Source organism: Streptomyces sp. NPDC059668 (assembly GCF_042734135.1).
In the GTDB taxonomy this organism is placed as follows: Bacteria; Actinomycetota; Actinomycetes; order Streptomycetales; family Streptomycetaceae; genus Streptomyces.
Map to the genome: position 1 here is coordinate 23,576 of NZ_JBHWEL010000023.1, position 19,899 is coordinate 43,474.

Here is a 19,899-nt window from a genome sequence, read left to right on the forward strand (position 1 = left end):
GCCGACAGCCGGGCCTGGCACGATGTCAGGGTGACCGCACCGCTGACTCCGCCTCCGCCGCCGCACCATCAGCCCTCGGACGACGCCCATGGGTGGCAGGCTCCGCCCGCCGGTGGCGCCGCCGGGCACGCCGGGTACGAAAAGGACGGGCCCGGGACGAGGACCGAAGTGCTGGAGGCCGCCGTCGTCACGGTGGCGGTGGCGCTGGCGGGGGTGCTCCTCGGCGTGCTGTGGTGGTGGCTCGCGCCGCACGTGCCGCTGATCGCGGACGACACCGCCGTGTACCTCAAGGACACCGAGGGGGAGCAGGCCATCGGGGTGGACGGAACGTTCACGCTGCTGGCGCTCGCGTTCGGGGTGGTCAGTGCGGCCGTGGTGTTCCTGGTACGGCGACGCGGGGGTGTGCCGCTGGTCGTCGGGCTCGCCGTCGGCGGTCTGCTCGGGTCGCTGCTGGCCTGGCGGCTCGGGGTGTACCTGGGGCCCACGCAGAACGTGGTCGCCCATGCCAAGGCCGTGGGCAAGGGGGTGACCTTCTCGGCGCCGTTGAAGTTGGGGGCGAAGGGGGCGTTGCTGGCGTGGCCCTTGGGTGCGTTGGTGGTGCATCTGGGGTTGACCGCGTTGTTCGGGCCGCGGGATCCGGATCCCTACGAAAGTCCGTACCCGGAGTTTCCGGCGGGGCCTCCGGCGGGCTGAGGGCCACCGGGCGGGGTTGCGGCCCTACCCGTCCCGTACCTGGGGGCTCCGCCCCCAGACCCCCGCCAGGGGCGCTGCGCCCCCTGGACCCCCGCTTCGCCCGAGGGGCTCGTCCTCAAACGCCGGACGGGCTGAGGGTGTGGGCCTGCGCCGGAAGGTTGCGGGCGGGCTGGAGTGTTCGGCCCGTGCTGGGGATGCGGGCCCGCGCCGAAGGGTTGCGGATGAGGTGGAGCGCTCGGTCCGTGCTGGAGGTGCGGGCCCGCGCCGGAAGGTTGCGGGCGGGGTGGAGCGCTCGGCCCGTGCTGGGGATGCGGGCCTGCGCCGAAGGGTTGCGGATGGGGTGGAGCGCTCGGCCCGTGCTGGGGATGCGGGCCTGCGCCGCAGGGTTGCGGACGGGCTGGAGCGCTCCGGCCCGTGCCGGCGATGCGGGCCCGTGCTGGTCGGTTCTGGATGGTTCCGGGCGGGGGTATGTCTTTCAGCCCGTCCGGCGTTTGAGGACGAGGCCGTTCAGGCCGAAAGCGGGGGTCTGGGGGCGGCAGCCCCCAGGTGTCGGCGGGACCCGGTTCAGTCCCGGGCGACAGGGGCGCGTACGGCCTCCGTGAGGGCCGCGAGGTCGTCGGGGGAGAGTTCGACCTCCAGGCCGCGCCGCCCCGCCGAGACACAGATCGTCTCGTGCAGCCGAGCGGACGCGTCCAGCACCGTACGGAGTCTCTTGCGCTGGCCCAGGGGCGAGATGCCGCCGCGGACGTAGCCCGTCGTGCGTTCGGCGGCCGCCGGGTCCGCCATCGCCGCCCGTTTGCCGCCCACCGCGGTGGCGAGGGCCTTCAGGTCCAGGGAGCCGGCGACCGGGACCACCGCGACGACGAGGGCGCCGTCCACGTCCGCGACCAGGGTCTTGAAGACCCGGTCGGGGGAGACGCCCATCGCCTCGGCCGCCTCCTCGCCGTAGGAGGGGTGCGCGGGGTCGTGCTCGTAGGCGTGCACCGTGTACGCGACGCCCGCCGCCGTCAGGGCGACGGTCGCGGGGGTGCCCCCGGACTGCTGCTGTTTCTTCGGCTTCTTCGCCATCGGCCTTCCCGGATGCGCGAGGTGTGTCAGTTCAGGCTCGTCGGGCCGCGCGTCAGGTCCGACGCCGGCAACGACGGCAGGTTACGGATGATCGCGGTCTCGGCGCGCAGGAGTTTCAGCTCCTCGCGGAGGCGGGAGGCGGTGTCGGAGGCCTGGAGCAGCTTCTGCTTCGCCGGGATGTCCAGCATCGCGGCGGCCGCCACCAGGTAGGAGACCACGGCCGGTTCGTCGGGGAGGTCGGCGCCGGTGGACAGGGAACGCTCGCGGGCGCCGGCGAGCCGCTTCTGGTACTGGCGGAAGGCGCGCAGGACGCCTTCGGCGAGCGCGCCCGCCTCCTCGCCCGGCTCCTCCGGCAGTTCCTCCAGCTCGGCCGTGAGGAACGCGCCGGAGGCCTCCACGGACAGCAGTCGTACCCGGGTGGTCCCGGTGGCCAGTACCTCGAAACTGCCGTCGGCACGCTCGCGGATGGTGGCCGCGTCCGCGATGCAGCCGACCTCGTGGAAGGCGAGGAGGGGGTTGTCGCCGAAGCCGGCGGCGGGCCCGCGGGCGGGTACGGCGGTCTGGTCCGGCATGCCGGGGCCGCTCGCCGCGACCTCGTGGCCGTCGCGGATCGCGACGACGGCGAACCGGCGCGGTTCGTCCTCGGGGGTCTTCAGCAGATCGCGCATCATGGCGCGATAGCGCTCCTCGAAGATGTTCAGAGGAAGCACGAGGCCCGGGAACAGTACCGAGTTCAGCGGGAAGAGGGGGAGCCGGACGGTGGTCACGACGGGCAAGCCTAATGGTCGCCGGAGGGAGCGCGTCCGCCGTGCTCACTCCGTGGATGTACGGGCATGCGGGACGCGACCTCCAGACGTACCCCGTCGCGCAGTTCCAGGAACTGGCCCAGGGGGTCGTCCGAGACCCGGTCCCAGGGGAACGAGGTGGCGTAGGGACCGATCAGCCGGAGCTGTTCGAGGGCGTCCGTCCAGCGTTCCAGCCTGATCAGGACGTAGGTGAGCAGGTTGCGGACCTCGGCGGGCCACGGATCGGCGGGCCCGTAGGCCGCCGAGACCGCGATGGCGAGGTCGGCCGCCGCGTCGAGCCGCTCGCGCCCCACCACGGCCCCGCCGCCCTCGGTCAGGAACGCGAAGGCCGCGCGTACCGGCAGGGCCTGCACCAGGGAGCCGGGCAGCGCGTCCTGGGCGGCCCGCTCGGCGAAGTCGAAGCATTCGTGGTGCGAGCCGTACCAGGCGGCGGAGAGGTACTTCAGGGCGGCGACGTGGCATCCGTAGTGGTGCGGGGAGCGGCGTACGGCCTCGCCCCACAGCTTCTCGAACTCGGTGTGCCCGGCGTTGGTCCCCCTGGCGTGGTCGAGCGCGATCCGCCACGGCACCGGGTCGTGCGGGTCGCCCTCGGCGGCGGCCGTGATCAGCGGGCCGACCTGGCGCAGCAGCTCGGCGCGGGCGGGCGAGTCCCACCAGCGGCGTACCGCGAGTTCGGCCTTGACCAGCAGCGCGTCCGGGTCGTGCGGGGAGTCGCCCTGCCAGGCGTCGAGCCATTCGCCGCGGCAGCGCGCGAAGGCGGCGAGACGCATCGTGTACCGGTCGCGGTTCTCCCACTCGGCGGCCTCGCGAGTGGTGGCGAGCAGCTTGGCCGTGGCGCCGTACTCGCCGCGGCCCGCGCCGACCAGCGCCGGGCCGAGCCGGTCGTCGGGGGCGTCCAGCAGTACCTCGTCGTCGGAGGGCAGCCCGGCGGTGAGTCGCGAGGAGTTCCGGGCCATCCGGGCCGTACGGAGGAACGCGCGCAGCAGTGCCATGGTGTCGACCATTGAAAGCCGCAGGTCGGGGCTGTGCCAGAGGGGCGCGGTGACGCTTTCGTAACCGTCGAATGGTTGTACGCCAAACGGTCAAGGATGGGTAAAAGATGACCGTTTCTCAGCTATTGAACCCTGGTCAACAATAGCGGCCGCGCCCCGGACCCCGCCGCCGTCAACTCCGCCGCAGCAGGCGGGTCGCCCCCGCCGCCACCGTCGTCGCCAGGATCCAGCCGAGCAGGATCACCACGGCGGCCAGCCACTGCCAGCCGCCGCTCAGCTGCCAGACGCCCACCTGGCCGAGGTCGATCACGGGCAGCAGCAGGTCCAGGGCGAACAGCGCCGCGTTCCACGGCGGATGTCCGCCGTGGTCGACCGGCGGATGGCTCGCGTGCGAGAAGGCGATCGACGTCGCCGCCCAGAGCAGCGCCATCCACAGGGCCGCGCGGCCGGGCCGGTACCCGTAGGCGACCGTCCAGTCCTGCGCGTACCCCCACAGTTTGGCCGCGAGGGGCAGCGTCTCGCGGCGCCGGCGCTGCTTGGCGAGCAGTACCTCGCGCGCGTCCTCGTCCTCGCCGGAGTCGCGCAGCACGGTGGCCAGCCGTTCGTACGGCTCCGGGTTGTACTCGGCGGTCGCCGCCGCCACCCACTCCAGGCGCCGCGTCAGCGGGAACGCGCCCTGGGGCACGAGATTCTCGTAGCTGAAGCCGCCCATGTGCAGGTTGCCCGGCTGGGGCCAGCTGTCCGCGCGGTCGACCAGGTTGACGATCCGCGCGCCGGACAGCACGACCTTGCCCCGCTCGGGCCGCTCCCCGAGGAAGCGAAGTTCGGGTGTCTGCACCCGCAGCAGTGACAGCTCCTGGTCGTCGTCGAAGGTGAAGCGGGCCCGTTCGAAGTCGACCGCGTCCCCGAACCGCCCGTCGTCCAGCCGTATGCCGCCCCGGCACTCGAACCGCTGCACCAGCGTGCCGCGCGCCGGGGTGGTGCCGCTCGTCAGCCAGGGCGCGCCGACGGCCGCGGGTGTCATGTAGAGCGTGCGGTTGACGGTCAGCTGGGGGGCGTTCAGGGCGAGCCGGGTGTACGGATTGCTCAGGCTGCTGCCGCGCAGACTGAGCGAGACACCGACGGTCGCGCCGCGCAGGCTCAGCTCACCGTGCGACTCCAGCATCTCCGCCTGGAGGTCCTGCCCCACGGTCATGCCGTCACCGGTGATCGAGCGACCGCGCCGGTCCCGGTAGACCACGGCCTGGTTCAGCATCAGGTCGGTGCCGATGTGCGCGTCGGTCAGCCGTACGCCGTTGTGGAAGCGGCAGCGCGGCAGATGCAGGTCGCCCTCCGTGTGCACCCGGGCCGCCTCCAGGCGCGGCACCGAGCAGTCGACCAGGCGTACGGTCGTGAAGCGGGCCTCCGGCAGCAGGATCTCCTTCTCGAACCGGCAGCCCTTCAGCTCGACGTACGGCACCACGGTGCCGCCCGCGAGGTCCAGGACGTCGCTGATCTGCACGCCGGTCAGCTTCAGCGAGGCGACCCGGCCCTGGAGGGCGGGCGGCCCGTCGAGCAGCAGCCACGCCACGATCCGCGCCCGCACACTGCGCTCGGGCCCCCAGGGGTGGCCGCCGTGCGGATCGTCCACGGCGGTGTCCCCGTCACGCAGGTCGTACACGCTGCCGTTGCGGAAGGCCTGCCACATCCCGGCCTCGGCGGCGGTCAGTTCGTCCGGCAGGTCCCCGGTGCGGATGCCGGCACCCTCGGTCACAGTGCTTCCCTTCCTCCCCGGCTACTCGCGGGTTCGTACAATCGTTCATGCCCGTTGTGTGACAGGCCGAACGCTACTGGTGACGACGATGTGCCGGGGGAGGGGCGGGTGGCTTGTATCAGCCATTGATACAGGCGACCGGCGCCTTATCTCGGTCTGAGAGAATTGCCTACGTGATCTCCCGAATCGATCTGCGCGGCGACGCCCTCCCCGAAGGCACCGCCCTGCGCGACCTGCTGCCCCGAGCCGACTTCGACGTATCGGCCGCCCTGGAGAAGGTGCGTCCGATCTGCGAGGCCGTGCATCATCGCGGGGACGCGGCGCTGATCGACTACGCGGAGAGGTTCGACGGCGTTCGGCTGGAAGCCGTGCGGGTCCCGGCCCAGGCCCTCACGGACGCCCTGGAGCGGCTCGACCCGGCGGTACGCGCGGCCCTGGAGGAGTCCATCCGCCGGGCCCGCCTGGTCCACCGCGCGCAGCGCCGCACCTCGCACACCACCCAGGTCGTGCCGGGCGGCTCGGTCACCGAGAAGTGGGTGCCGGTCGACCGCGTCGGGCTGTACGCGCCCGGCGGCCGCTCCGTGTACCCCTCGTCCGTGATCATGAACGTGGTCCCGGCGCAGGAGGCCGGCGTCGGGTCCGTCGCGCTCGCCTCCCCGGCCCAGTCCGCGTTCGGCGGCCTGCCGCACCCGACGATCCTCGCGGCCTGCGCCCTCCTCGGCGTCGACGAGGTGTACGCGGCCGGCGGCGCCACGGCCGTCGCGATGTTTGCGTACGGCACCGAGTCCTGCCCGTCCGTCGACATGGTGACCGGCCCCGGCAACATCTGGGTCGCCGCCGCCAAGCGCTACTTCACGGGCCGGATCGGCATCGACGCGGAGGCCGGACCGACCGAGATCGCCGTCCTCGCGGACGACACCGCCGACCCGGTGCACGTCGCCGCCGACCTGATCAGCCAGGCCGAGCACGACCCGCTGGCCGCGGCCGTCCTGGTCACCGACTCGCCGGCCCTCGCGGACGCCGTCGAGAAGGAACTGGAACCGCAGGTCGCGGCCACCAAGCACGTCGACGACCGGATCGTCCCGGCCCTGAACGGCCGCCAGTCCGCGATCGTCCTGGTCGACGGCATCGACGAGGGCCTGCGCGTCGTCGACGCGTACGGCGCCGAGCACCTGGAGATCCAGACGGCCGACGCGGCGGCGGTCGCCGACCGGGTCCGGAACGCCGGAGCGATCTTCGTCGGCCCCTGGGCCCCCGTCTCGCTCGGCGACTACGCGGCGGGCTCCAACCACGTGCTGCCCACCGGCGGCTGCGCCTGCCACTCCTCGGGCCTGTCCGTCCAGTCCTTCCTGCGCGGCATCCACATCGTCGACTACACCAAGGACGCCCTCGCCGACGTCGCCCACCACGTGGTGACGCTCGCGGAGGCGGAGGACCTGCCCGCCCACGGCGCGGCGATCAAGGCCAGGTTCGGATGGAAGGTACCCGAAGGCAAGTGACCGGCATCGACGATCTCCCCGTACGGGACGAGCTGCGCGGCAAGTCCCCCTACGGCGCGCCCCAGCTCGACGTCGCCGTACGGCTGAACACCAACGAGAACCCCTACCCGCTGCCCGAACCCCTCGTCGAGCGGATCGCCGAGCGGGTGCGCGAGGCCGCCCGCGACCTCAACCGCTACCCCGACCGGGACGCCGTGCAGCTGCGCACCGAGCTGGCCAGGTACCTGACGAGGACCGGCGGACACCGGGTCGGGGTCGAGAACGTCTGGGCGGCCAACGGTTCGAACGAGGTCATCCAGCAACTGCTGCAGACCTTCGGCGGACCCGGCCGCACGGCGATCGGCTTCGAGCCCTCGTACTCGATGCACGCGCTGATCGCCCGCGGCACCGGCACCGGCTGGATCCCCGGCCCGCGCGAAGAGGACTTCAGCGTCGACCCCGCCGCCGCCGAGCGGGCCCTCGCCGAGCACCGACCCGACGTCGTCTTCCTCACCACCCCCAACAACCCCACCGGCAACGCGATGCCGCGCGAGACCGTCCTCGCGCTGTACGAGGCGGCGCAGGCGGCCAGGCCGTCGATGGTCATCGTGGACGAGGCCTACGTCGAGTTCAGCCACGGCGACTCGCTGCTGCCGCTGCTCGAAGGACGGCCGAATCTCGTCGTCTCGCGGACGATGTCGAAGGCGTTCGGCGCGGCCGGGCTGCGCCTGGGCTATCTCGCCGCGCACCCGGCGGTCGTCGACGCCGTACAGCTCGTACGGCTGCCGTACCACCTGTCGGCCGTCACCCAGGCCACGGCCCTGGCCGCCCTGGAGCACACCGACACGCTGCTGGCCTACGTGGAGCGACTGAAGACCGAACGGGACCGGCTGGTCACCGAGCTGCGCGCGATCGGGTACGAGGTGACCGAATCGGACGCCAACTTCGTGCAGTTCGGGCGGTTCGCGGACTCCCACGACGCCTGGCAGAAGATCCTCGACCGGGGCGTCCTGGTCAGAGACAACGGCGTACCGGGCCGGCTGCGGGTCTCCGCGGGCACCCCGGCCGAAAACGACGCGTTCCTGGACGCGGTCCGTGAGTTGAAGAAGGAGCAGAGCGCATGAGCCGCGTCGGAAGAGTGGAGCGGACGACCAAGGAGACGTCGGTCCTCGTCGAGATCGACCTCGACGGGTCCGGCCAGGTCGAGGTGTCGACGGGCGTCGGCTTCTACGACCACATGCTCGACCAGCTCGGGCGGCACGGTCTGTTCGACCTGACCGTGAAGACCGAGGGCGACCTGCACATCGACTCGCACCACACCATCGAGGACACCGCCCTCGCCCTGGGCGCCGCCTTCAAGCAGGCGCTCGGCGACAAGGTCGGCATCTACCGCTTCGGCAACTGCACGGTCCCGCTGGACGAGTCGCTCGCCCAGGTCACCGTCGACCTGTCCGGCCGCCCCTACCTCGTGCACACCGAGCCCGAGAACATGGCGCCGATGATCGGCGAGTACGACACGACGATGACCCGGCACATCCTGGAGTCCTTCGTCGCCCAGGCCCAGATCGCGCTCCACGTGCACGTGCCCTACGGGCGCAACGCCCACCACATCGTGGAGTGCCAGTTCAAGGCACTCGCCCGGGCGCTGCGCTACGCCTCCGAGCGCGACCCGCGCGCCGCCGGCATCCTCCCCTCCACGAAGGGCGCGCTGTGAGCGCCTCGCGCGCGGACACCGCGCCGCAGACGACGATGCCCGCCGCGCCCCGCCACGCGGGCGCAGAAGCGAACGGAAAAACACTGTGACCGGCCTGTCGAGCATCCTGATCGTCGTCGGACTCTTCCTCCTCGGCGGCATCTACTCCTTCGTCAAGCAGGAGATGCCCAGGAGCCTCATCGTGCTGCTGTCCATCGGCGCCGCGATGTGCCTGGTCGCGGGTGTCATGCGGCTGGAGGTGTGGAGTTGAGCGACGCCAGGAAGGTCGTGGTCTTCGACTACGGCTTCGGGAACGTGCGTTCCGCCGAGCGGGCCCTCGCCCGCGCCGGCGCCGAGGTCGAGATCACCCGTGACTTCGACACGGCCATGAACGCGGACGGACTGCTGGTGCCGGGCGTCGGCGCCTTCGCCGCCTGCATGAAGGGCCTCAGGGCCGCCCGCGGTGACTGGATCATCGGCCGCCGGCTGGCGGGCGGGCGCCCCGTGATGGGCATCTGCGTCGGCATGCAGATCCTCTTCGCGCGGGGCATCGAGCACGGGGTGGAGACCGAGGGCCTGGACGAGTGGTCGGGCGCGGTCGAGCCGCTGAAGGCCGACATCGTTCCCCACATGGGCTGGAACACGGTCGAGGCTCCGGCGGACTCGCGGCTCTTCGCCGGTCTCGGCGCCGACGCGCGCTTCTACTTCGTCCACTCGTACGCCGTCCACGACTGGTCCCTGGACGTCACGAACCCGGCGATGCGGGCGCCCCTGGTCACCTGGGCGACGCACGGCGAACCCTTCGTGGCGGCCGTCGAGAACGGCGCCCTGTGGGCCACCCAGTTCCACCCCGAGAAGTCCGGCGACGCCGGAGCCCAGCTCCTCACCAACTGGATCGGAACACTGTGAGCAAGCTCGAACTCCTCCCCGCCGTCGACGTCCGCGACGGCCAGGCCGTCCGCCTCGTGCACGGCGAGTCGGGGACGGAAACTTCTTACGGCTCCCCCTTGGAGGCCGCCCTCGCCTGGCAGGGTTCGGGCGCCGAGTGGCTGCACCTGGTCGACCTGGACGCCGCCTTCGGGACCGGCGACAACCGTGAGCTGATCGCCGAGGTCGCCGGCGCCATGGACATCAAGGTCGAGCTGTCCGGCGGCATCCGTGACGACGACACGCTCGCCGCCGCCCTCGCCACCGGCTGCACCCGTGTCAACCTCGGCACCGCCGCACTGGAGAGCCCCGAGTGGGTCGCCAAGGTGATCACCGAGCACGGCGACAGGATCGCGGTCGGCCTCGACGTACGCGGCACGACCCTGCGCGGACGCGGCTGGACCCGCGACGGCGGCGACCTCTACGAGACGCTGGAGCGCCTCGACTCCGAGGGCTGCGCGCGCTACGTGGTCACGGACATCGCCAAGGACGGCACGTTGCAGGGCCCGAACCTGGAACTGCTCAGGAACGTCTGCGCCGCGACGGACCGCCCCGTGGTCGCCTCCGGCGGTGTCTCCTCCCTGGACGACCTGCGCGCCATCGCCGCCCTCGTGCCCCTGGGCGTCGAGGGCTCGATCGTCGGGAAGGCCCTGTACGCGAAGGCGTTCACGCTGGAAGAGGCCCTGGAGGCGGTGGCCCGGTGAGCGGCGTCCGACGCGTCACGAGCGGCGCGCCCTGGGAGGAGAGCTTCGGCTACTCCCGCGCCGTGGAACTTCCCAACGGTCTGGTGCTGGTCTCCGGCTGCACCTCCGTGATCGACGGCTCGATCGTCGACGGCGGCCCGTACGAGCAGGCGGTCACGTCCTTCGGTGTCGCGCTCGCCGCGCTGGAGGAGCTCGGCCTCGGCAGCGACGACGTCGTGCGGACCCGTATGCACCTCACCCACGCCCGGGACGTGGAGGAGGTCGGCCGCGCCCACAGGGAGCTCTTCGGCGAGGTACGCCCCGCCGCATCCATGATCATCGTCTCCGGCCTCGTGGACCCGCGGCTGGTCGTCGAGGTCGAGGTGGAGGCGTACCGGGAGGCGACGCAGTCATGACCCTGGCCGTACGAGTCATCCCCTGCCTGGACGTGGACGACGGCCGGGTCGTCAAGGGCGTCAACTTCCAGAACCTGCGCGACGCGGGCGACCCGGTCGAGATGGCCAAGGTGTACGACGCCGAGGGCGCCGACGAACTGACCTTCCTGGACATCACCGCGTCCTCCGGCAACCGCGAGACCACCTACGACGTGGTGCGGCGCACCGCCGAACAGGTCTTCATCCCGCTGACCGTCGGTGGCGGGGTGCGCACCGCCGAGGACGTGGACAAGCTGCTGCGGGCGGGCGCGGACAAGGTCGGCGTCAACACGGCCGCGATCGCCCGGCCCGACCTCATCCGTGAGATCGCCGAGCGTTTCGGCCGTCAGGTCCTCGTGCTGTCGGTGGACGCCCGGCGCACCGAGAACGGCTCCTTCGAGGTCACCACCCACGGTGGCCGCAAGGGCACCGGCATCGACGCCGTCGAGTGGGCCCACCGGGCCGCCGAGCTGGGCGCGGGCGAGATCCTGCTCAACTCGATGGACGCGGACGGCACGCGGGACGGCTACGACATGGAGATGATCCGTGCCGTCCGCAAGCACGTCACCGTGCCGCTGATCGCCAGCGGCGGCGCGGGCCGGCTCGCCGACTTCCCGCCGGCCGTCGCCGCGGGCGCCGACGCGGTGCTCGCCGCGTCCGTCTTCCACTTCGGGGACCTGCGGATCGGTGAGGTGAAGGAGACGCTGCGGGAGGCGGGACATCCGGTGCGCTGAACCCGCCGAGCCCGCCGAGCCCGCCGAGCCCGCCGAATCTGCCGGAACTCGCCGAACCCGCTGGACCCGGCGCCGCGATCGGCCGCCATTTGGCCCTGATCGCCGCGTCCGGGTCTCTCGGGGGCGGGGCGGGGGCGGGGACGGGGGCTCCGCGGTGCGGCCGGGTGGCCGGTGCTCCATACCGCCGTGCGGCGATGACGGCCGGGCGGCCGTGACCCCTGCGCGGCGATGACGCCCGCGCGGCGACCCTGAGGGCGGGATCGCCCGGGGTGTCAGGCCCCGGGAGCGTGTCCCCGCGGTGTCCCCGTGGTCAGATCCCGAGCTGCTTCGTCTCGTTCAGCTTCGCGATCGCGTCCTTGTCGCCTTCGAGCTCCACGTCGGCCGCCTTCTGCCGCCCGAACGCGAACATCAGCAGCTCGGACGGTTCACCGGTCACGGTCACGACCGGCGTGCCCTTGTGCGCGACCGCCGTCTGGCCGTCCGGGCGGCGCAGCACCAGTCCGGTCGGAGCGCCCCGGCCCGCCAGCCGCGCCGTACGCTCCAGCCGGGACCACAGGGCGTCCTGGAAGACCGGGTCCAGCTCGCGCGGCGCCCAGTCGGGCCGCGCCCGCCGCACGTCCTCGGTGTGGACGTAGAACTCCACCGTGTTCGACGCCTCGTCGATCTGCTTCAGGGAGAAGGGCGAGAGACGCGGCGGTCCCGTACGGATCAGCTGGATCAGCTCCTCGTACGGTTTCTCCGCGAACTCCGCCTGCACCCGCTCCAGGCGCGGCGCCAGCTGCTTGATCAGCAGCCCGCCCGCCGCGTCGGCACGGCGCTCGCGCACCACCACGTGCGCGGCGAGATCACGGGTGTTCCAGCCCTCGCACAGGGTGGGTGCGTCCGGGCCCGCGGTCTCCAACAGGTCGGCGAGCAGAAGTCGTTCACGCTTGGCATGGGTCGACATGGCGGCAAGCCTACGACCGCCCCGGCACTCCGCCCAGTGGACGCAGGCAAACCGGGGACACCGGGACGCCTGGGGGACACCCGGAACACCCGGAACACCGGGGGACACGGGGTCCGGCCTGTGGACAACCGCCGGACGCGTCCCACCGGCGCGGCACAATGGTCCCCATGACCAGCACGCCCCGGCCCAGCGGGCCCAGCAGCCTCGACCCCGAGATCGCCGCGCGTCTCAAGCGCAGCGCCGACGGACTCGTCCCCGCCATCGCCCAGCAGTACGACACCGGTGAGGTGCTCATGCTCGGCTGGATGGACGACGAGGCACTGCACCGCACGCTCACCACGGGCCGCTGCACGTACTGGTCGCGCAGCCGCGGGGAGTACTGGGTCAAGGGCGACACCTCCGGCCACTTCCAGTGGGTGAAGTCCGTGGCGCTCGACTGCGACGCCGACACCGTCCTCGTCCGCGTCGACCAGGTCGGCGCCGCCTGCCACACCGGGGAGCGCACCTGCTTCGACGCCGACGTACTGCTGAAGGACGCCGTCACCGACGCGGCGTCACCGCGTCAGTAAGGTCATCCGCCATGGACCTCGAGACCTTCCGCAAGCTGGCCACCGACCGCCGTGTCATCCCCGTCAGCCGCAAGCTCCTCGCGGACGGCGACACGCCGGTCGCGCTCTACCGCAAGCTGGCCGCCGAGCGTCCCGGCACCTTCCTCCTGGAGTCCGCGGAGAACGGCCGCGCCTCCTTCGCCTGGTCCCGCTACTCCTTCGTGGGCGTCCGCAGCCACGCCACCCTCACGGAGCGCGACGGGCAGGCCCACTGGCTCGGTACCCCGCCCGTCGGCGTCCCCGCGGAGGGCGATCCGCTCGCCGCCCTGCGCGCCACCATCGAGGCGCTCCACACCCCGCGCGGCGAGGGCCTGCCCCCGTTCACCGGCGGCATGGTCGGCTACCTGGGCTACGACATCGTCCGCCGCCTGGAGAAGATCGGCCCCGGCGAGCGCGACGACCTGAAGCTCCCCGAGCTGACCATGCTGCTCACCAGCGACCTCGCGGTCATGGACCACTGGGACGGCTCGGTCCAGCTGATCGCCAACGCGATCAACCACAACGACCTCGACACGGGCGTCGACGAGGCCTACGCCGACGCGATCGCGCGCCTCGACGCCATGGAGGCCGACCTCTCGCGTGCGGTCTCGCAGCCTCCCGCCGCGCTGCCGCCCTCCGAGCTGCCCGAGTACACCGCGCTGTGGGGCGGCCCCGACTTCCAGGACGCCGTCGAGGACGTCAAGGAGCGCATCAGGGCGGGCGAGGCCTTCCAGGTCGTACCGTCCCAGCGCTTCGAGACACCGTGCACCGCCAGCGCGCTGGACGTGTACCGGGTGCTGCGGGCGACCAACCCGTCCCCGTACATGTACCTCTTCCGCTTCGAGGGGTTCGACGTCGTCGGCTCGTCCCCGGAGGCCCTCGTCAAGGTCGAGGACGGACAGGCGATGGTGCACCCCATCGCGGGCACCCGGCCGCGCGGCGCCACCGTCCAGGAGGACCAGGCCCTCGCCGACGAGCTGATGGCCGACCCCAAGGAGCGCGCCGAGCACCTGATGCTCGTCGACCTCGGACGCAACGACCTCGGGCGGGTCTGCGAGCCCGGCTCGGTCGAGGTCGTCGACTTCATGTCCATCGAGCGGTACTCGCACGTGATGCACATCGTCTCCACCGTCACCGGCCGGGTCGCGGCGGGCCGCACGGCCTTCGACGTCCTCACCGCGTGCTTCCCCGCGGGCACCCTCTCCGGCGCCCCCAAGCCCCGCGCGATGCAGATCATCGACGAGCTGGAGCCCTCCCGGCGCGGCCTGTACGGCGGCTGCGTCGGCTACCTCGACTTCGCGGGTGACTCCGACACGGCCATCGCCATCCGTACGGCCCTGCTGCGCGACGGCACCGCGTACGTCCAGGCGGGCGCCGGAATCGTCGCGGACTCGGACCCCGTCGCGGAGGACGACGAGTGCCGCAACAAGGCGGCCGCCGTCCTGCGCGCGGTGCACACGGCCAACCGGCTCGGGCAGTAGGACAAGGGTCACGTGAACCCCGGGTGACGGTTCGCCCGGGGTTCAGGCGATAGTGGGGTACGTGACTGCCGTACCTCACCCCCGATCCGAAGCCGCCGGCCCCGCCCGGGCAGGCCGCCGCAGCCTTGGCATCGCCCTGCTCTGCGGCGCCCTCGGCGCGGCAGTGGCCCTGCTCGCCACCCGGCGGAACTGGTCGCTGGGCACGGCGACGGTCGCCGGCGGCGACTTCCCGCTGGCCGCCCGGGGCAGCGACGTCACGGGCGTGCCCGCCGCGCTCGCCGTGGTGGGCCTCGCCGCGCTCGTCGCCGTCTTCGCCGTCCGCCGCTCCGGACGCCTGCTGGTCTCCGCGCTGCTCGCGCTCTCCGGCGCGGGCACGGTCGTCGCGGCGCTGCTCGGCGCGAGCGACGACTCCGCGCTCGACGAGAAGGCCGCTGCCGCGTCCGGCGACACCGCCGCCACCGCGGACGCCCTCAGCCACACCGGCTGGCCGTACGTCGCGGCGGCGGGCGGTGCCCTCATCCTCCTCGCGGGGCTGCTCGCCCTGCGCTACGGTCGGCTGTGGCCCGCGATGTCGGGCCGCTACGAGCGGGACGGGACGCCCCGGCCGCGCAAGGCCGGACCTGTCGACCCCGACCGGCCCGAGGACCTCTGGAAGGCCCTGGACCGCGGCGAGGACCCCACGGGACCCGATCCGGCAGGGACCTAGGTCCCGGCCCGCGGTTCTTGCGCGGGCCCCGGAACCCCGGACTCCGTCAGGACGTGACGCATCAGACGTGTGAGGAGCGACCCCCGAGCTCACGATGGACGTCCGAGTACGGGACAATGGACGGTGAGCGTCCGACTCACACACGCACACAGCAACGAGGAGCAAGTCATGGCGGGCAGCAGCCACGGTCACACCCCGGCCGCCTGGACCGGTGTCATCATCGCCTTCATCGGTTTCTGCGTCTCCGGTGCCTTCATGGTGATGGCCGACCCGCTGGGCTTCTGGGCCGGCATGGTCATCGTCCTGCTCGGCGGTGTCGTCGGCATGGTGATGCGGGCGGCGGGTCTGGGCCAGCCGAAGGCCAGGACCGCGTCGGTTCCCGCCGCGCCCGTCCGTGAGGCCGTCGGCGCCGAGGGCTGACCCGAGAGGCTTCTCCAGAGGCGGTCCCGACGCCGGGGCCGCCTCTCGCGTGTCCGCGCCGCGCGCCCCGCGCGCGGGAGGGGCAGAATGCGTCACGTGAACGCCGAAACCCAGAGGGCACCGCGTACGGGCGTCCCGCCCGCACTGCGGCGGCTCGGCGTCCCGGCGGGCGTGCTCGGGGCCGTCGTGGCCGCCTTCGCGTACGTCGGGGCCGTGGACCCCAATCAGCCGGGGCACTACCCCGTCTGCCCGCTGCTGCGCTTCACGGGCGTGTACTGCCCCGGCTGCGGCGGGCTGCGCAGTGCGCACGCCTTCGTGCACGGTGACCTCGCGACGGCGCTCACGGACAACGCGCTCGCCGTCGTGGGCTATGTGGCGTTCGCCGCGCTGTGGACCGTCTGGGTGGTCCGTGCGGCGCGCGGCAGACCACCGTGGACCGCCTTGGGGTCCGTGCACCTGTGGAGCGTCGGCGCCTTGGTGCTGGTCTTCACGGTTGTCCGGAACCTGCCCTTCGGTGGCTGGCTGCACCCTTGATCAAATGACAAATGTCCAGGTAGTGGGACCGGCGTCAACCGGATGTGAGGCCTGGGTCTTCCTGCGGATACCATCGGAGTGACTCGTGATGACCGCCGGGACGGCGGTGCCGGGTCGACAGGCTCAACCGCTTCAACCGTTCACCGTCAGGGAAGGGGGCCGCTCGCGTGAGTGTGCTCGACGAGATCATCGACGGAGTCCGTGCCGACCTCGCGGAGCGGCAGGCGCGCGTCAGCCTCGACGAGCTCAAGGAGCGCGCGGCGAAGGCTCCGGCGGCCAAGGACGGCGTGGCAGCCCTGCGGGGCGACGGCGTCAAGGTCATCTGCGAGGTCAAGCGCTCCAGCCCGTCCAAGGGCGCGCTCGCCGCGATCGCCGACCCGGCCGGACTGGCCGCGGACTACGAGGCGGGCGGCGCGTCCGTCATCTCGGTCCTGACCGAGCAGCGCCGCTTCGGCGGCTCGCTGGCCGACCTGGAGGCCGTCCGCGCCAAGGTCGACATCCCCGTGCTGCGCAAGGACTTCATCGTCACGTCGTACCAGCTCTGGGAGGCCCGCGCGTACGGCGCCGACCTCGCCCTGCTGATCGTGGCCGCCCTCGAACAGTCGGCCCTGGAGTCCCTCATCGAGCGTGCCGAGTCCATCGGGCTCACGCCGCTCGTCGAGGTGCACGACGAGGACGAGGCCGAGCGGGCGGTGGACGCCGGCGCGAAGGTCATCGGCGTCAACGCGCGCAATCTGAAGACCCTCAAGGTGGACCGCTCCACCTTCGAGCGGGTCGCTCCCGAGATCCCGGCCGGCGTCGTCAAGGTCGCCGAGTCCGGCGTCCGCGGTCCGCACGACCTCATCGCGTACGCCAACGCGGGCGCCGACGCGGTCCTGGTGGGCGAGTCCCTCGTCACCGGGCGCGACCCGAGGACCGCCGTCTCCGACCTCGTCGCGGCCGGGGCCCACCCCGCGCTGCGGCACGGACGGGGCTGACGGACCGGTGGCCACCCCGACCCACGCCCTCACCGTTCCCCGCCCGGGCCCGCGCCCGGACGGCGGTCAGGTGCGCGTGCGGTCGGTCGCTCCCGGCTCGTCCCACGACGTGAACGCGGGCCGGCTCGGCGCGCGGTCCGCCGTGCCGCTCCCGGCCGCCTCCGCGGCCCGGGACCCTTACGCCCGGCTCGCCCGTGGCTGCCGCCCGCGCGGCTGCCGGGCGCCGGCCCGCCGCGTCCACGGACGCCGGGTCCGCTATGTCATCGGCGACGAACCGGGCCAGGTCAACGGCATGCGATGGCGCCCCGGCGCACACGCACTCGCGTCGTCTCCGGCCGGCCCCGCCACGCCGACGGGCTGAGCGGGTCCGGACCGCCGGTCCGTCCGGCGGCGGCAGACCGCCCTCGGGCGAAACCGCTCCGGCCCGCCGATTCCCGTCGGCGGCCGCGACCGTCCCGGCACCCTGAGGACCTCCCAGGGAACGTCCTCGGTCCTGCCGGTCCGCCGGTCCTGCCGATCCGTCGGTCCTGCCGGTCCGTCGATCGCGCCGGTTCAGGCCGGGCGGCCCGACGAGGACGCGGTGTGTGTGCGTGCGTGCATGGCTCATGTGATCCCATGTCCGACCTTCAACCGGGGCTTTCGCCCCTGCGAGGTAACCGCATGCCCAGCGAGTTCTTCATTCCCGACCCCGAGGGTCAGGTTCCCACCGCCGAGGGGTACTTCGGCGCGTTCGGCGGCAAGTTCATCCCGGAGGCGCTGGTCGCCGCCGTGGACGAGGTCGCCGTCGAGTACGACAAGGCGAAGGCGGATCCCGAGTTCGCGCGTGAACTCGACGATCTCCTCGTCCACTACACCGGACGGCCTAGCGCGCTGACCGAGGTGGCGCGCTTCGCCGAACACGCCGGTGGCGCCCGGGTGTTCCTCAAGCGCGAGGACCTCAACCACACCGGCTCCCACAAGATCAACAACGTGCTCGGCCAGGCCCTCCTCACCCGGCGGATGGGCAAGACGCGGGTCATCGCCGAGACCGGGGCCGGGCAGCACGGAGTGGCCACGGCCACCGCCTGCGCGCTGTTCGGCCTCGAATGCACCATCTACATGGGTGAGATCGACACCCGGCGGCAGGCCCTCAACGTCGCCCGGATGCGGATGCTCGGCGCCGAGGTCATCGCCGTGAAGTCGGGCAGCCGCACCCTCAAGGACGCCATCAACGAGGCGTTCCGGGACTGGGTCGCCAACGTCGACCACACCCACTACCTCTTCGGGACCGTCGCGGGTCCGCACCCCTTCCCGGCCATGGTCCGCGACTTCCACCGGGTGATCGGGGTCGAGACCCGGCGGCAGATCCTGGAGCGCGCCGGCCGCCTGCCGGACGCGGCCGTCGCGTGCGTCGGCGGCGGCTCCAACGCCATCGGGCTCTTCCACGCCTTCATCCCGGACGCCGGTGTGCGCCTCATCGGCTGCGAACCGGCGGGTCACGGCATCGAGACCGGTGAGCACGCCGCGACCCTGAGCGCGGGCGAGCCCGGCATCCTGCACGGCTCGCGGTCCTACGTCCTCCAGGACGAGGAGGGACAGATCACCGAGCCGTACTCGATCTCGGCCGGTCTGGACTACCCGGGCATCGGTCCCGAGCACGCCTATCTCAAGGACAGCGGCCGCGGCGAGTACCGCGCGGTCACCGACGACGCGGCCATGCAGGCACTGCGCCTGCTCTCCCGCACCGAGGGCATCATCCCGGCGATCGAGAGCGCCCACGCGCTCGCCGGGGCCCTGGAGGTCGGAAGGGAGCTGGGCGAGGACGGGCTGATCGTCGTCAACCTGTCCGGGCGCGGTGACAAGGACATGGACACCGCCGCCCGCTACTTCGGTCTGTACGACGAGGGCGCCGACGCGGCCGTCCCCGCGGACGCGGACAACGAGCACGCCGAGATCGAGGGGGACGCCAAGTGAGCGGCAACATCCAGCTGTTGAGCGACACCCTCGCCGGCGCACGGGCGGAGGGGCGGTCCGCGCTCATCGCCTACCTGCCGGCCGGCTTCCCGACCGTCGACGGCGGCATCGCGGCGGTCAAGGCGGCCTTCGAGGGCGGCGCCGACGTCGTCGAGGTCGGTCTGCCGCACAGCGACCCGGTCCTCGACGGTCCCGTCATCCAGACCGCCGACGACATCGCCCTGCGCGGCGGGGTCAAGATCGCCGACGTCATGCGGACCGTCCGGGAGGCCTTCGAGGCCACCGGCAGGCCCGTGCTCGTGATGACGTACTGGAATCCGATCGACCGCTACGGCGTCGAGCGCTTCACGGCCGAACTGGCGGAGGCGGGCGGCGCGGGCTGCATCCTGCCCGACCTGCCGGTGCAGGAGTCGGCGCTGTGGCGGGAACACGCCGAGAAGCACGGGCTCGCGACCGTCTTCGTCGTCGCGCCCAGCAGCAAGGACGCCCGGCTCGCCGAGATCACCGCGGCGGGCTCCGGTTTCGTCTACGCGGCCTCGCTGATGGGCGTCACCGGCACCCGCGAGTCGGTGGGGGCCCAGGCCCAGGACCTGGTGCGGCGCACCAAGGCCACCACCGCGCTGCCGGTCTGTGTCGGACTCGGCGTCTCCAACGCCGCCCAGGCCTCCGAGGTGGCCGGCTTCGCCGACGGAGTGATCGTCGGCTCGGCCTTCGTGAAGCGGATGCTGGACGCGCCGGACGAGGCGGCGGGTCTGGAAGCCGTACGGGCGCTCGCGGGCGACCTGGCGAAGGGCGTGCGCGGAGCACGGTGACGGCGGCGGTCCGCCCGTGTGACGGAGGACCGCGGTCCCGGCACGTGACGGGCGGCGACCGAGGCACGTAAGGGACAATCCGCTCACTCGAACGGGTGGACCTGGGACCGGGGGGGGGGGGGGGGCCCCCCCCGGGGGGTGTGGGGGGGGGGGGGGGGGGTGTACCGGGGGGGGACTGCCCCCCCCCGGGGGGGGGGGGGGGGGGGCGCCACACCCAGAGAG

Annotated in this window: 23 protein-coding genes; 18 read left to right on the forward strand and 5 right to left on the reverse strand. The window is 72.6% G+C overall.

Annotated elements, in window-relative coordinates:
* Window positions 1-30 precede the first annotated feature (30 nt).
* Window positions 31-693, forward strand: coding sequence for an AAA family ATPase (locus ACFV2J_RS18670; protein WP_385439587.1), 663 nt, complete (start codon window positions 31-33; stop codon window positions 691-693).
* Between the two features lie 564 nt (window positions 694-1,257).
* On the opposite strand, the gene ybaK is transcribed toward ACFV2J_RS18670, so the two are convergent.
* The 4 genes from ybaK to ACFV2J_RS18690 form a co-directional block, all read right to left on the reverse strand.
* On the reverse strand, window positions 1,258-1,761 hold the full coding sequence (gene ybaK / locus ACFV2J_RS18675) for a Cys-tRNA(Pro) deacylase (RefSeq protein ID WP_385086648.1): 504 nt from the start codon (window positions 1,759-1,761) through the stop codon (window positions 1,258-1,260).
* 26 nt (window positions 1,762-1,787) lie between these two features.
* The gene (locus tag ACFV2J_RS18680; protein WP_385086651.1) at window positions 1,788-2,528 is read right to left on the reverse strand and encodes an LON peptidase substrate-binding domain-containing protein; all 741 of its coding nucleotides are present in this window, start codon (window positions 2,526-2,528) and stop codon (window positions 1,788-1,790) included.
* A gap of 11 nt (window positions 2,529-2,539) precedes the next feature.
* Window positions 2,540-3,559 (reverse strand): hypothetical protein, encoded by a 1,020-nt coding sequence (locus ACFV2J_RS18685; RefSeq protein WP_385086654.1) that lies wholly within the window; start codon window positions 3,557-3,559, stop codon window positions 2,540-2,542.
* A 172-nt stretch (window positions 3,560-3,731) separates the two neighbouring features.
* Complete coding sequence (locus ACFV2J_RS18690) at window positions 3,732-5,312, reverse strand: oxidoreductase (RefSeq protein WP_385086657.1); 1,581 nt, start codon at window positions 5,310-5,312, stop codon at window positions 3,732-3,734.
* A 173-nt stretch (window positions 5,313-5,485) separates the two neighbouring features.
* Here ACFV2J_RS18690 and hisD point away from each other — a divergent pair, with 173 nt between their 5' ends.
* From hisD to hisF, 8 genes are all read left to right on the forward strand, one after another.
* Window positions 5,486-6,811 (forward strand): histidinol dehydrogenase, encoded by a 1,326-nt coding sequence (hisD, locus tag ACFV2J_RS18695; protein WP_385086660.1) that lies wholly within the window; start codon window positions 5,486-5,488, stop codon window positions 6,809-6,811.
* Window positions 6,787-7,914 carry a histidinol-phosphate transaminase gene (locus ACFV2J_RS18700; RefSeq protein ID WP_385086663.1) on the forward strand — a complete coding sequence of 376 codons (1,128 nt, stop codon included), beginning with the start codon at window positions 6,787-6,789 and terminating at the stop codon, window positions 7,912-7,914. Before hisD ends, ACFV2J_RS18700 begins: the two co-directional genes overlap by 25 nt.
* Window positions 7,911-8,504 carry an imidazoleglycerol-phosphate dehydratase HisB gene (gene hisB / locus ACFV2J_RS18705; RefSeq protein WP_153291100.1) on the forward strand — a complete coding sequence of 198 codons (594 nt, stop codon included), beginning with the start codon at window positions 7,911-7,913 and terminating at the stop codon, window positions 8,502-8,504. The genes ACFV2J_RS18700 and hisB overlap by 4 nt, the downstream gene beginning before the upstream one ends.
* An 85-nt stretch (window positions 8,505-8,589) precedes the next feature.
* Window positions 8,590-8,754: a hypothetical protein gene (locus ACFV2J_RS18710; protein ID WP_385086667.1), complete on the forward strand. Its 165-nt coding sequence runs from the start codon at window positions 8,590-8,592 to the stop codon at window positions 8,752-8,754.
* Window positions 8,745-9,392 carry an imidazole glycerol phosphate synthase subunit HisH gene (gene hisH / locus ACFV2J_RS18715; RefSeq protein WP_385086670.1) on the forward strand — a complete coding sequence of 216 codons (648 nt, stop codon included), beginning with the start codon at window positions 8,745-8,747 and terminating at the stop codon, window positions 9,390-9,392. Before ACFV2J_RS18710 ends, hisH begins: the two co-directional genes overlap by 10 nt.
* The gene (gene priA / locus ACFV2J_RS18720; RefSeq protein WP_385086673.1) at window positions 9,389-10,114 is read left to right on the forward strand and encodes a bifunctional 1-(5-phosphoribosyl)-5-((5-phosphoribosylamino)methylideneamino)imidazole-4-carboxamide isomerase/phosphoribosylanthranilate isomerase PriA; all 726 of its coding nucleotides are present in this window, start codon (window positions 9,389-9,391) and stop codon (window positions 10,112-10,114) included. Before hisH ends, priA begins: the two co-directional genes overlap by 4 nt.
* On the forward strand, window positions 10,111-10,509 hold the full coding sequence (locus ACFV2J_RS18725) for a RidA family protein (protein WP_385086675.1): 399 nt from the start codon (window positions 10,111-10,113) through the stop codon (window positions 10,507-10,509). Before priA ends, ACFV2J_RS18725 begins: the two co-directional genes overlap by 4 nt.
* Window positions 10,506-11,261 (forward strand): imidazole glycerol phosphate synthase subunit HisF, encoded by a 756-nt coding sequence (hisF, locus tag ACFV2J_RS18730; protein ID WP_385086678.1) that lies wholly within the window; start codon window positions 10,506-10,508, stop codon window positions 11,259-11,261. Before ACFV2J_RS18725 ends, hisF begins: the two co-directional genes overlap by 4 nt.
* 310 nt (window positions 11,262-11,571) lie before the next feature.
* On the opposite strand, the gene ACFV2J_RS18735 is transcribed toward hisF, so the two are convergent.
* Window positions 11,572-12,207 (reverse strand): TIGR03085 family metal-binding protein, encoded by a 636-nt coding sequence (locus ACFV2J_RS18735; RefSeq protein ID WP_385086681.1) that lies wholly within the window; start codon window positions 12,205-12,207, stop codon window positions 11,572-11,574.
* A 167-nt stretch (window positions 12,208-12,374) separates the two neighbouring features.
* Between ACFV2J_RS18735 and hisI the strand changes: the two genes are divergently transcribed.
* The 9 genes from hisI to trpA all read left to right on the forward strand — a co-directional run bounded on the left by hisI (window position 12,375) and on the right by trpA (window position 19,677).
* Complete coding sequence (gene hisI, locus ACFV2J_RS18740; RefSeq protein WP_385086685.1) at window positions 12,375-12,776, forward strand: phosphoribosyl-AMP cyclohydrolase; 402 nt, start codon at window positions 12,375-12,377, stop codon at window positions 12,774-12,776.
* Between the two features lie 11 nt (window positions 12,777-12,787).
* On the forward strand, window positions 12,788-14,275 hold the full coding sequence (locus ACFV2J_RS18745) for an anthranilate synthase component I (RefSeq protein WP_385086688.1): 1,488 nt from the start codon (window positions 12,788-12,790) through the stop codon (window positions 14,273-14,275).
* 52 nt (window positions 14,276-14,327) lie between these two features.
* On the forward strand, window positions 14,328-14,981 hold the full coding sequence (locus ACFV2J_RS18750) for a TIGR02234 family membrane protein (RefSeq protein ID WP_385086691.1): 654 nt from the start codon (window positions 14,328-14,330) through the stop codon (window positions 14,979-14,981).
* A gap of 168 nt (window positions 14,982-15,149) precedes the next feature.
* A complete protein-coding gene (locus ACFV2J_RS18755) occupies window positions 15,150-15,401 on the forward strand; it encodes an HGxxPAAW family protein (RefSeq protein ID WP_385086694.1) in 252 nt (83 codons plus the stop codon).
* Between the two features lie 87 nt (window positions 15,402-15,488).
* Window positions 15,489-15,935 carry a DUF2752 domain-containing protein gene (locus tag ACFV2J_RS18760; protein WP_385086697.1) on the forward strand — a complete coding sequence of 149 codons (447 nt, stop codon included), beginning with the start codon at window positions 15,489-15,491 and terminating at the stop codon, window positions 15,933-15,935.
* A gap of 167 nt (window positions 15,936-16,102) precedes the next feature.
* A complete protein-coding gene (gene trpC, locus ACFV2J_RS18765; protein WP_385086700.1) occupies window positions 16,103-16,912 on the forward strand; it encodes an indole-3-glycerol phosphate synthase TrpC in 810 nt (269 codons plus the stop codon).
* Window positions 16,913-17,054: 142 nt separating this feature from the next.
* Window positions 17,055-17,273: a tryptophan biosynthesis modulator TrpM gene (gene trpM / locus ACFV2J_RS18770; RefSeq protein WP_385086709.1), complete on the forward strand. Its 219-nt coding sequence runs from the start codon at window positions 17,055-17,057 to the stop codon at window positions 17,271-17,273.
* A 299-nt stretch (window positions 17,274-17,572) separates the two neighbouring features.
* A complete protein-coding gene (trpB, locus tag ACFV2J_RS18775) occupies window positions 17,573-18,865 on the forward strand; it encodes a tryptophan synthase subunit beta (RefSeq protein WP_385086703.1) in 1,293 nt (430 codons plus the stop codon).
* Complete coding sequence (gene trpA / locus ACFV2J_RS18780) at window positions 18,862-19,677, forward strand: tryptophan synthase subunit alpha (RefSeq protein WP_385439601.1); 816 nt, start codon at window positions 18,862-18,864, stop codon at window positions 19,675-19,677. Before trpB ends, trpA begins: the two co-directional genes overlap by 4 nt.
* Window positions 19,678-19,899 lie beyond the last annotated feature (222 nt).